We start from the raw sequence: 10,879 nt of genomic DNA on the forward strand, positions 1-10,879 counted from the left end.
GGGCATGAAAGAGTTATAGGCATGAGACAATGGCCGGATTCGATCACCCCGGCGCGAGGACACTGCGGTTTGAAGACGCCCGCATTCAAGCGACTGATTGTGCCAGCATTGCTGATCGCGCTGCTGCTGCCGGATGTCGCCACGGCCAGTCCCGGGCCGCGCAGCACAGCCGACGCCGTGGCGCTGCAGCAGCGCCGCGCAGCCCTGCGGGAAGCGAGGGAAGCGCAGTTCCGCCGCGCCGATACCAACGGAAATCGACGCTTGTCACCCGCCGAGATCGAGCAGGGCAGGCTGCCCAGGGTGCTGTTGCAGCGCTTCGGCGAGATCGATCTCGACGGCGACGGCGAACTCAGTCCGGAAGAGCTGCAACAGCTGGCGGATCGCCGTGTGCGGGCGGCGACACAGCCGGCCACCGCGGCAGGCGGAGAATAGGCCACTTCAGGCTTTGGTCGAACATTTGTGCATCGCAATATCATTGCCGGTATAATCCCGCCCCCGAAGTGGCCCCCCAGTCAGATCGGTGCGCCTGCATCTGGCGCCGTCGGCTGTCACAAGCCCCTCAGAAAGATCTGGATTTCTTTTTCTCCCCGAGAGGACTGCTGCAAATGACTCGTGACGAGCAAATCAAGGCCCTGGAAAACGACTGGGCGACCAATCCCCGCTGGAAGACCGTAACGCGCGCCTATAGCGCCGCCGACGTCGTACGTCTGCGTGGCAGCATCCAGCCGGAATACACCCTGGCCAAGAACGGCGCCGAAAAGCTCTGGAAGGCCGTCAACGGTGGCGCGAAGAAGGGCTACGTCAATGCCTTCGGTGCAATTACCGCTGGTCAGGCGATGCAGCAGGCCAAGGCCGGCCTTGAAGCCGTCTACCTGTCGGGCTGGCAGGTTGCTGCCGACGGCAACACCTCCGAAACCATGTACCCCGATCAGTCGCTGTACGCGTACGACTCGGTGCCGACCATGGTTCGCCGCATCAACAACACCTTCAAGCGCGCTGACGAAATTCAGTGGGCCAAGGGCATCAACCCGGGCGACAAGGAATACGTCGACTACTTCCTGCCGATCGTGGCTGACGCTGAAGCCGGTTTCGGCGGCGTGCTGAATGCCTTCGAGCTGATGAAGAACATGATCGCCAACGGCGCTGCCGGCGTTCATTTCGAAGACCAGCTGGCTGCGGTGAAGAAGTGCGGCCACATGGGCGGCAAGGTGCTGGTTCCGACCCAGGAAGCCGTCGAGAAGCTGACCGCCGCGCGCTTTGCCGCGGACGTCATGGGCGTGCCGACCATCGTGCTGGCGCGCACCGATGCCGAAGCAGCCAACCTGCTGACCTCGGATCATGACCCGAACGACAAGCCGTTCCTGACCGGCGAGCGCACCCAGGAAGGTTTCTACCGCGTCAAGAATGGCCTCGAGCAGGCTATCTCGCGCGGCGTTGCCTACGCTCCGTACGCCGATCTGGTGTGGTGCGAAACCGGCGTGCCGGACATCGGCTTTGCACGTGAATTCGCGCAGGCCGTCCTCAAGGCGTGCCCGGGCAAGCTGCTGTCGTACAACTGCTCGCCGTCGTTCAACTGGAAGAAGAACCTGGACGACAAGCAGATCGCCAAGTTCCAGGACGACCTGTCGGCGCTGGGCTACAAGTATCAGTTCATCACCCTGGCTGGTATCCACATCAACTGGTACAACACCTTCCAGTTCGCGCATGCCTATGCGCGCGGCGAAGGCATGAAGCACTACACCGAAATGGTTCAGGAGCCGGAATTCGCTGCGCGCGAGAAGGGTTACACCTTCGTCTCGCACCAGCAGGAAGTCGGCGCCGGCTACTTCGACGACGTCACCACGGTGATCCAGGGCGGCAGCAGCAGCGTCAAGGCGCTGACCGGCTCGACCGAGGAAGAGCAGTTCCACTAAGGAACTGGCGTCACAGCGTTTCAGGGCCCCCGCTTGCGGGGGCTTTTTTTGGTCCCGGTATCGGGCTTGAGTTGCCGCGGAGAGCACACTACCGTGTCGCGGGACATCGCCAACGGACGGGGGAATCGATGAAGGTGCTCAAGTGGCTGCTGATTGTCGTCGTTGCGCTGCTCGTCGGCGTTATCGGCGCCGGATTTGTCCTGCCGGACACCGCGCATGTCGAGCGTTCAGTTGTGATCAACGCCAGGCCTGCCACGGTCTACACCGTGCTCAACGGCTTCAGGCAGTTCGACAAGTGGTCGCCCTGGGCCGGACTTGATCCGAATGCGACATACACCGTCGAGGGGCCGCTGATGGGGGTCGGCGCCAAACAAAGCTGGCGCAGCGACGATCCCTCGGTTGGTGCAGGGAGCCAGGAAATTCTCGAGAGCGTGCCGAACCAGAAAATCGTCATGGCCCTCGTCTTCGAGGGATTCGCCAGTGAAAACCGTGCGAGCTACCTGCTCCAGCCGGAGGGTGAGGCGACGCGGCTGTTGTGGACCTACGATTCGACATTTCACGGCAACCTGCTCGGACGTTATTTCGGTCTGATGATGGATGGCATGCTCGGCCCTGACTACGAACGCGGTCTGGTAGCGCTGAAGACTCTGGTTGAAAGCCTTCCGGCAACCGACATCAGCGATCTGCAGATCAGCCTGGAAACTGTCGACAGTCATCCGATGCTGTACATCTCAGGCAGTGCCGGACCGGATGAGGCCCGGGACGTACTCGGCGCAATCTATGGTCGCATCGGCGCATTCATGGCGGAACGTCAACTGCAGCAGGCGGCCCCTCCGATTGCCATCACCCGTGCCTATGACGACGAAACCCGTGCATGGCAGTTCGATGCGGCGCTGCTGCCGGACCGCAGCGAAGTTGATGTCCCGGAGCTCAGCGAAATCCGTCTGGGCCAGACCTATGGCGGCGCCGTGCTGACGGTGCTCAACACAGGCCCGTATACCGAGATGGAAACTTTGTATACCCGGCTGACGGCCTTTCGCGAAATTGCCGGATTGCAGGACAACGGAGATTCCTGGGAGCAGTACCTGACCGATCCGAGCACGACCCCACCTCAACAGGCACAAACACGGGTTTACTGGCCTGTGAAGTAATGCGCCACCGGCCGTTCGCACTGCACTGAATCGACAGCGCTGCGCAGACGGAACTCCGTCACCAAGGGCTGACCCGACATGGAATTCCGTACGGCAGCGTCAGGGATTTGCGCATGCGAATGTCAGCAGCTGCGTGTCGCACCGTAAACCCGAGTAACATGCGCCGCGTAAGGAGATCGCTATGATTCGTATCATGCTTGTTGACGATCACCGCCTGGTTCGCGCCGGATTGAAGCGCGTTTTGCAGGAAGTGGCCGATATGGAAGTTCTGGCAGAAGCCAGCAGTGGCGAAGAGGCGCTGGAACTCGTCCGCACGATCACCCCCGACATCGTGTTGATGGATATCAACATGCCCGGCATTGGTGGACTTGAGGCCACTCGCCGGCTGCTGCAGCGCTGCCCGACGGCGAAAGTGATCGTGGTATCCATGCATCTGGAAGAGCCGTATCCGAGCCGGATGCTCGCCGCCGGTGCTGCCGGATACATCAGCAAGGACTCTGCCGCCGATGAGGTCGTGACCGCGATCCGCAGGGTCTCTGGGGGCGGCCATTACGTCGCGGCAGATGTTGCCGGCAATCTTGCTGCAAGTCTGGTCAAAGGCCCGAACGGTGCATCACCGTTCGATCAGCTGTCGCAGCGTGAAACCCAGGTCATGTTGATGGTGACCAAGGGCTACTCGACACAGGAAATTTCCGACCGCTTGCACCTCTCACCGAAAACCGTCAGCACCTACCGTTATCGACTATTCGAAAAGCTCGGCGTCAACAATGATGTCGAACTGACCCGCATGGCCATGCGCTACGGTTTGCTGGAAGAGCGCTCGGAAACCCGCAGCGAGCCTTGAACGCGGAGCGTCGAACTGCGCATCCATGACGGCTGAATCCCGCAGCTTCGATCCTCGCGCCTTTCTCTCTCAGCTCAGCACCTCGCCGGGCGTTTACCGCATGTACGGCGCCGGCGACGAGCTGCTGTATGTCGGCAAGGCGCGGAATCTGCGCAAGCGCGTCTCCAGCTATTTTCTGCGCGCGAGCGGCAATCCGCGCATCGAAAGCATGGTGTCGCAGATCCAGCGGGTCGACGTCACGCTCACGCACACAGAGGATGAGGCACTGCTGCTCGAAGCGGCGCTGATCAAGGATCAGTCGCCGCGCTATAACGTCCAGTATCGCGACGACAAAAGCTACCCGTACCTGCGCTTCACATCCCACCGGTATCCGCGCATCGCGTTCTACCGGGGCGCGACCAATGGTGCCGATCGTTATTTCGGACCATTTCCCAGCGCAGCGGCAGTTCGAGAAACCCTGCAGACCTTGCAGAAACTGTTCCATCTGCGTCCGTGTCGCGACAGCTTTTTCGCGCATCGGGATCGGCCGTGCCTGCAATATCAGATCAAGCGCTGCTCGGCGCCCTGCGTCGGCCTGATTGCACCTGAGGACTATGCCCGCGATCTGGCAAACGCTGCACGTCTGCTTGAAGGCAAGGGCGAATCCTTGGCTCAGGATCTGACAACAGAGATGCAGCGCGCAGCTGATACGCTGGATTTTGAACAGGCGGCCAAACTGAGGGACCAGATCGCAGCGCTCAAGCGCGTACGCCAGAGCCAGTCCATGACCGGCGGGGCTGAAGACATTGACGTCATCGCTGTTGCCGCTCACGCATCCAGCAGCTGCGTCACGGTGATCAGCGTACGTGACGGCGTCAATCTGGGTCACCGCAATCATTTTCCCAAGCACCCGGCGCATACGCCGCCCGAGGAATTGCTGGAGCGCTTTGTCAGCCAGCACTATCTGACGCAGAAACCGCCGCCGGAGGTCCTGCTCAGTCATCCTCTCGACGATGGCGGCGTCAGCGAGGAGGCAATCTCCCAGCATGCAGGCCGCCGTGTGCGCCTTTACTGCCCTCAACGCGGGGCCAAGCTCCGATTGCTCGAAATGGCCGTCAGCACGGCAGCGCAGGCGCTGTCGTCGCGGTTGGTCGAAGCCGCCAGCATGGACCAGCGTCTTTTGGAGTTGCAGCGTGTATTCGAGCTCGAGCATCCACCGCGGCGCATTGAATGCTTCGATATTTCCCACACGCAGGGCGAGCGCGCCGTGGCATCCTGTGTCGTCTTCAACGAAGACGGGCCACTCAAGTCAGCCTATCGCAAGTTCAACATCGAGGGCATTGTCGGGGGCGACGACTACGCCGCAATTGCCCAGGCGGTTAGTCGTCGTTTTGCGCGCGCTAAAGCGGGCGAGGGCAGCATTCCTGATCTTTTGCTGATCGATGGTGGACAGGGGCAGCTCAACGCAGCTCTGGAGGCCCTGGACGAGCTGGAGATGGCGCAGGAGATGCGCGTGGTGGGTGTCGCCAAAGGGCCGACGCGAAAACCGGGGCTCGAAGAATTGTGGATGCCGGATCTGGAGCTGCCGCTGCGTCTTCCAGCCGACTCGCCGGCGCTGCACTTGATCCAGCGCGTACGTGACGAAGCGCATCGCTTCGCGATCACCGGGCACCGTGGCCGGCGCGACAAAGCACGAATTGGCTCGGATCTGGACTCCATCGAAGGCTTGGGGCCGGCGCGGCGCAAAGCGCTGCTGCAGACATTCGGCGGCCTCGGTCAGCTCAAGCGTGCCGGCATCGACGAGTTGGCCCAAGTGGCCGGTATATCCAGAACTCTGGCAGAACGCATCTACGCGCATTTCCATTGAGGCCTGCGCTATCCTTGGACCTCACTGATCCACTCAGTCTTCCTTCGGAAACAGACCTGTGCGGTTGACGCTACCCCTGACGCTCACCGTGGCGCGCGTCGCCGCTATCCCTGTAGTGCTCGCGCTTTTCTTTCTGGACTGGCACTACTCGCGCTATGCCGCCACTGTCTTGTATGCGGCAGCCGGGATCACCGACTGGCTCGACGGCTGGCTCGCACGTCGCTGGGGGCAGACCAGCAAATTCGGCGCCTTCCTCGATCCTGTCGCTGACAAGCTACTGGTCGCCGTGTGCCTGGTCATGCTGCTGCGTGACGACCCCAGCGCCGTCCTGGCCGTCGTGGTGGCTGTCATCATCGGCCGAGAGATCACCATTTCTGCCTTACGCGAGTGGATGGCTGAACTGGGGCAGCGAACCAGTGTGGCGGTCAGCCGCATCGGTAAATGGAAGACCGGCTTCCAGATGACTGCGATCGGCATGATGATCTGGAAGACATCGGTATTGGGCCTGCCGATCTATGCCATCGGTTACGGCCTGCTATTCGTCGCAGCAGCGCTGACCATCTGGAGCATGGCAGTTTATCTGCGTGCAGCGTGGCCGATTCTGTCCCAGGACGAGTGATGCGGCAGGGCATTCAAAATTGATGAAAGAAAGTTCTTGACTTCGACCGGCGCGCCCCTAAAATACGCCGCTCAACGCGGGAATAGCTCAGTTGGTAGAGCGCAACCTTGCCAAGGTTGAGGTCGCGAGTTCGAGCCTCGTTTCCCGCTCCAAACATACGAAAACCCCGGAGGACCACCCACGGGGTTTTTTAGTCTGAGGTCACGCTACAATCGAGTAGCTGACCGATCAGGGGCTAGGTGGCAGAGTGGTCATGCAGCGGACTGCAAATCCGCGTACGCCGGTTCAATTCCGACCCTAGCCTCCATATTGTTTCTTACGCCGTAGACGCGGCCCGTGTGGCGGAATCGGTAGACGCAAGGGACTTAAAATCCCTCGACCATTGGTCGTGCCGGTTCGATTCCGGCCGCGGGCACCAGCAAGCGATCCACATATCGGATCAGCGTAAAACCGTAAAAAATAAAAAAACCCCGCAACTGCGGGGTTTTTTTGCCTGAAAGGGAGAAGGGCGGCTTCTTCCTAGCGGTCGCGGTACTGCGCTTCGACGCGCTCATCCTGACCCTTGACGTCGACACACACCGTCGCCGTTGGACGCGCCAGCAATCGCGGAATACCGATCGGATCTCCAGTCTTCTCGCAATAGCCATACTCTTTGTTTTCGATTCGACGCAGCGCTTCGTCGACCTTGCGCAACAAAAGCGATTCGCGCTCACGCAAGCGAAGGTCAAGCCAATGTTCTTCCTCAGCTGTCGCTCGATCGGCGGGGTCCGCAAACACCTCGCGCTCATGCAGACGCTCCTTGACGTCCACTTCGCGCTGCAGCACTTCTTCACGCATCTGCAGCAGACGCTTGCGGAAGAACGCCATCTGCGATTCGTTCATATAGTCGTCGTCGGACATCCGACGCAGCTCATCCTCGGTCAATGCACTATTGAAGGACGGCGCCTTCGAGCGAGGGGACTTTACGGCAGCTTTAGTCACGTGTTTTTGTTCAGTTATAGATCGAGAAGAAGTGGTCGCCTGTGACAGCTTCGCCGAAGTCTTTCCGGTGAGATTGTCATCAGACGCTTTCGCTTTTGACGCAGGAGTCTTGCCAACAGCTTTTTTCGACAACGCTGTCTTGGTGGGTACAGCCTTGGTCTGTGCGGCTTTAGACTCCGGTTTGACCGATGCCTTTCCAGAAGGTTTGCTCACGGTGGCAGTTTTCTTCGCCGGGACCAGTTTCTTGGCCGGCTTTGCAGCTGCCGTCGCAACAGAAGCCTTGGGTTTGTTCAGCGCTCCGCGCAACTTGCTCAGCAAGCCGCCACCGGCGGTTTTGCCAGCTGAGGCCTTGCTCTTAGCGGTCGTCTGCTTCTTTGAACTTGCAGGTTTTGTAGTCTTCTTAGCGGTCATGGTGCGGGACGTCTCGGAAAAGACTGGCCTGGGGCAACCAGCGCAAAGGCCGGCGTTATACACCGGTGTGCGCGCTTGGTCAATGAGAACGCACTACATAAATGAAGTCTTCCATGTACTGGTGACGATCATACTGAATGAAGCGTAATCGTGACCTGATGCAAAAGTAGGGCATCCGCGACTGTCCGTTTTTGAGATAGATTCAACTAGGGAGTTGTAGCTGCCAGCTCGGCGGCCTCGGCGGCTTCGGCGGCTTCGGCGGCCAACGACACTGATTATCGACCAGCTTTTCATCGAACGGGGAACCTATGGAATCTCAAGGAACACACATCATTCGTTCACTGGAACTTGTTAGCGAAATGCATGGAGACCCCGTCCATCAGATTTACGAATGCCTTTTCGAAACCCGACCTGAACTGGAGAAGCTGTTTGCGCTGGACCGTGATGCAAGCGTGCGTGAGGAGATGATGCATCAGGTCTATGACTGCATACTCGATCACTGCAGCAGTAATCAAATGGCCCCCAGCTTCATTGCCACCAGCCGCTCGCTGCACAAGGGCTACGGGGTGCCTTCTCAGAGCTTCGACGAATTTTTCGCTGTAATGCAGGCAACAGTACAGAAATTGCTCGGCCACCTATGGACTGAGCAGATGACGCAGGAATGGGACGGAATGCGCAGTACCTTTGCCGAAACTTGCTAGCTTTGCGCTATACCGTGGGTTCTACCCCACTGTCTCGACCCCGACTTGCTTCCCGGAGACTTGCGGTTGACTGGTAGTTGACTGGTAGTTGACTGGGTTTTGATATTTGCATGAGACCAACGACCCCGCCCCTTGCAACTGACGCTAATGCGCCCACAGACCTTATCGGGCGTTCCTTGACCCCATTAGCGTTCCTCGGGCGGCCACCTGCTTGGGCAGCCCTGCCTCACGATGACCCGGCTGCACGTGCTGGTCTTCGGGCGAAAGCCATCCGTTGACCGGCCGTAGGCGATCAAGCGCGGGAAACTTCGACTCTGCTGTGTTATTGGGCTTTTCGGTCTGCTTCAACCTTGGCAAATTCGGCGTTCGACTTGGCTTGCTCCAGATCGTGGTCCGCCTGCGTCTTGCAGGAGCTGCGCATCTCGCCGGTCATGGCTTCGCATTTCTCGATCGCTACCTTGTTCGCGGCCTCGGCCTGGGCGATGGCGACGTCTCGATTGGCGTTGGCAGATTCACTCGCAAGCTTGGTGCGTGCCTGATCGACGTCCTTTTGCGCGGCGATCGTGCCCTCTGCTGCTGCGCTGCGTTCCTGGGCGACGTCTTTCGCGCCATCGAGGCGAGCCTCCGAGACATCTGCTCGGGTCTTGGCGCTTGGTTCCGTCTGCCCGCATCCGGCGACCGCCAGACACAAGACGCCGGCTGATAGCATCGTAACAGCGAGATTTCTGCTGTCGTTCATGGATAACTCCGTAGGTAGTGCGTATCTGCGCAGGATGAACGACGGCGTGCAAGGTGTCGGTGCGCCAGCACACGGTCCCCAGTGGCGGAACTCATGATTCGACTCGATAACATCAGCAAGCAGAACGGCCATCAGATCCTGTTCATCGACGCGTCGATGAGCTTCCAGAAGGGAGAGAAGGTCGGCCTTGTCGGGCCCAACGGTGCCGGCAAGACGACGCTATTCAGGATGATCACCGGCGAGGAGGAGCCCAGCGACGGCAGGGTGACGATCGATCCCGGTATGACCATCGGCTATTTCAGCCAGGATGTCGGCGAGATGTCGGGCGTGAGCGCGGTGGCGGCGGTGATGGATGGCATCGGGCCGTTGAGTACGCTGGCCACCGAGATGGCCAGGCTCGAGGCGGCGATGGTCGATCCAGCGCAAGCCGCCGACATGGATGCCATCGTCGAACGCTATGGCGACGTGCAGGGTCGCTTCCAGGAGCTGGACGGCTATGCACTGGATGCCCGGGCGCGTGAGGTGCTGGCAGGCCTGAGCTTCAGCCAGGAACGCATGGACGGGGACGTCGGCTTGCTCTCCGGCGGATGGAAGATGCGCGTGGCCCTCGCTCGCATCCTGCTGATGCGCCCCGACGCCATGCTGCTCGACGAGCCGAGCAACCATCTCGACCTCGAGAGCCTGATCTGGCTGGAGGACTTCCTCAAGGCCTACGAGGGCGCGTTGCTGATGACGTCGCACGATCGCGAGTTCATGAACCGCATCGTCGGCAAGGTCGTGGAGATCGACGGCGGCGAACTCATCACTTACTCGGGCAACTTCGATTTCTATGAGCAACAGCGCGCGGTGAGCGAGCGGCAGCGCCAAGCCCAGTTTGATCGGCAGCAGGCGAGGCTTGCCAAGGAGATCAAGTTCATCGAGCGTTTCAAAGCACGCGCCTCACACGCTGCCCAAGTCCAGAGCCGGGTGAAGAAGCTGGACAAGATTGAGCGGGTGGAGCCACCGCGGCGGCGCGAGTCGGTCCAATTCGAATTCCGCAGCCCGCCGCGCTCGGGCGACGAGGTGGCGAACCTCAAGAACGTCCACAAGAGTTATGGCAGCCACGCCATCTATGCGGCGTTCGATTTCCAGCTGCGACGCAAGGAACGCTGGTGCGTCCTGGGCGCCAACGGCGCAGGCAAATCCACGCTGTTGAAGCTGGTGGCCGGCGCTACCGAGCCGGACCAGGGCAGCGTGACGCTGGGCCCCAGCGTCCGCATGGGCTACTTCGCCCAGCACGCCATGGACCTGCTCGATGGCGACGACACGGTCTTCGAGTCGCTCGGTGGTTCATTCCCGTCGGCCGGACAGGGTTCGCTGCGCTCGCTGGCCGGTTGCTTCGGGTTCTCCGGCGACGATGTCGACAAGCCCTGCCGCGTGCTGTCGGGCGGTGAGAAGGCTCGTCTGGTCATGGCCAAGATGCTGTTCGACCCGCCGAACTTCCTGGTGCTCGACGAGCCGACGAACCATCTCGACATGGCGACAAAGGAAATGCTGGTCGCATCCCTGGTGAAATTCGAGGGCGCCATGCTGTTCGTCTCGCATGATCGCCACTTCCTGGCCGCGCTCTCGAATCGCGTCCTGGAACTGACCCCAGACGGTGTCCATCAGTACAGCGGGGGCTATACGGAATAC

General features: G+C 60.4%; 10 protein-coding genes and 3 tRNA genes. 11 read left to right on the forward strand and 2 right to left on the reverse strand.

The features are described from left to right. Positions 1-21 precede the first annotated feature (21 nt). From E4T66_RS08915 to E4T66_RS08955, 9 genes are all read left to right on the forward strand, one after another. Positions 22-432, forward strand: coding sequence for an EF-hand domain-containing protein (locus E4T66_RS08915; protein ID WP_136848651.1), 411 nt, complete (start codon positions 22-24; stop codon positions 430-432). A 173-nt stretch (positions 433-605) separates the two neighbouring features. Then, positions 606-1,913, forward strand: a complete 1,308-nt coding sequence (gene aceA, locus E4T66_RS08920; RefSeq protein WP_136848652.1) for an isocitrate lyase — start codon at positions 606-608, stop codon at positions 1,911-1,913. Positions 1,914-2,041: 128 nt separating this feature from the next. Then, positions 2,042-3,064, forward strand: coding sequence for an SRPBCC family protein (locus tag E4T66_RS08925; RefSeq protein WP_136848653.1), 1,023 nt, complete (start codon positions 2,042-2,044; stop codon positions 3,062-3,064). A 181-nt stretch (positions 3,065-3,245) separates the two neighbouring features. Continuing rightward, positions 3,246-3,908: a UvrY/SirA/GacA family response regulator transcription factor gene (uvrY, locus tag E4T66_RS08930; RefSeq protein ID WP_136848654.1), complete on the forward strand. Its 663-nt coding sequence runs from the start codon at positions 3,246-3,248 to the stop codon at positions 3,906-3,908. 25 nt (positions 3,909-3,933) lie between these two features. Continuing rightward, positions 3,934-5,754 (forward strand): excinuclease ABC subunit UvrC, encoded by a 1,821-nt coding sequence (uvrC, locus tag E4T66_RS08935; RefSeq protein WP_136848655.1) that lies wholly within the window; start codon positions 3,934-3,936, stop codon positions 5,752-5,754. A 58-nt stretch (positions 5,755-5,812) separates the two neighbouring features. Further along, the gene (pgsA, locus tag E4T66_RS08940; RefSeq protein WP_136848656.1) at positions 5,813-6,373 is read left to right on the forward strand and encodes a CDP-diacylglycerol--glycerol-3-phosphate 3-phosphatidyltransferase; all 561 of its coding nucleotides are present in this window, start codon (positions 5,813-5,815) and stop codon (positions 6,371-6,373) included. 76 nt (positions 6,374-6,449) lie between these two features. After that, positions 6,450-6,525: transfer RNA gene (locus tag E4T66_RS08945), tRNA-Gly, on the forward strand. An 81-nt stretch (positions 6,526-6,606) separates the two neighbouring features. Then, a tRNA-Cys gene (locus tag E4T66_RS08950) sits at positions 6,607-6,680 on the forward strand. Positions 6,681-6,705: 25 nt separating this feature from the next. Continuing rightward, positions 6,706-6,791, forward strand: a tRNA-Leu gene (locus E4T66_RS08955). A 101-nt stretch (positions 6,792-6,892) separates the two neighbouring features. On the opposite strand, the gene dksA is transcribed toward E4T66_RS08955, so the two are convergent. Then, positions 6,893-7,765, reverse strand: a complete 873-nt coding sequence (gene dksA, locus E4T66_RS21700; RefSeq protein WP_248679561.1) for an RNA polymerase-binding protein DksA — start codon at positions 7,763-7,765, stop codon at positions 6,893-6,895. A gap of 308 nt (positions 7,766-8,073) precedes the next feature. Here dksA and E4T66_RS08965 point away from each other — a divergent pair, with 308 nt between their 5' ends. Continuing rightward, the gene (locus tag E4T66_RS08965) at positions 8,074-8,466 is read left to right on the forward strand and encodes a globin (protein WP_136848657.1); all 393 of its coding nucleotides are present in this window, start codon (positions 8,074-8,076) and stop codon (positions 8,464-8,466) included. Between the two features lie 322 nt (positions 8,467-8,788). On the opposite strand, the gene E4T66_RS08970 is transcribed toward E4T66_RS08965, so the two are convergent. Beyond that, entirely contained in the window at positions 8,789-9,205 is a 417-nt protein-coding gene (locus E4T66_RS08970) for a hypothetical protein (protein ID WP_136848658.1), read from the reverse strand. A 93-nt stretch (positions 9,206-9,298) separates the two neighbouring features. Here E4T66_RS08970 and E4T66_RS08975 point away from each other — a divergent pair. Then, the coding region (locus E4T66_RS08975; protein ID WP_136848659.1) for an ABC-F family ATP-binding cassette domain-containing protein at positions 9,299-10,879 on the forward strand (1,581 nt) is incomplete at its 3' end.

The organism is Sinimarinibacterium arenosum, from assembly GCF_005047655.1.
Lineage (GTDB): Bacteria > Pseudomonadota > Gammaproteobacteria > Nevskiales > Nevskiaceae > Solimonas.

Coding starts and splice junctions, on each gene's coding strand:
- E4T66_RS08915 (WP_136848651.1), top strand. CDS start 22: ATGAGACAATGGCCGGATTCGATCACCCCGGCGCGAGGACACTGCGGT.
- aceA (WP_136848652.1), top strand. CDS start 606: ATGACTCGTGACGAGCAAATCAAGGCCCTGGAAAACGACTGGGCGACC.
- E4T66_RS08925 (WP_136848653.1), top strand. CDS start 2,042: ATGAAGGTGCTCAAGTGGCTGCTGATTGTCGTCGTTGCGCTGCTCGTC.
- uvrY (WP_136848654.1), top strand. CDS start 3,246: ATGATTCGTATCATGCTTGTTGACGATCACCGCCTGGTTCGCGCCGGA.
- uvrC (WP_136848655.1), top strand. CDS start 3,934: ATGACGGCTGAATCCCGCAGCTTCGATCCTCGCGCCTTTCTCTCTCAG.
- dksA (WP_248679561.1), bottom strand. CDS start 7,765: ATGACCGCTAAGAAGACTACAAAACCTGCAAGTTCAAAGAAGCAGACG.
- E4T66_RS08965 (WP_136848657.1), top strand. CDS start 8,074: ATGGAATCTCAAGGAACACACATCATTCGTTCACTGGAACTTGTTAGC.
- E4T66_RS08970 (WP_136848658.1), bottom strand. CDS start 9,205: ATGAACGACAGCAGAAATCTCGCTGTTACGATGCTATCAGCCGGCGTC.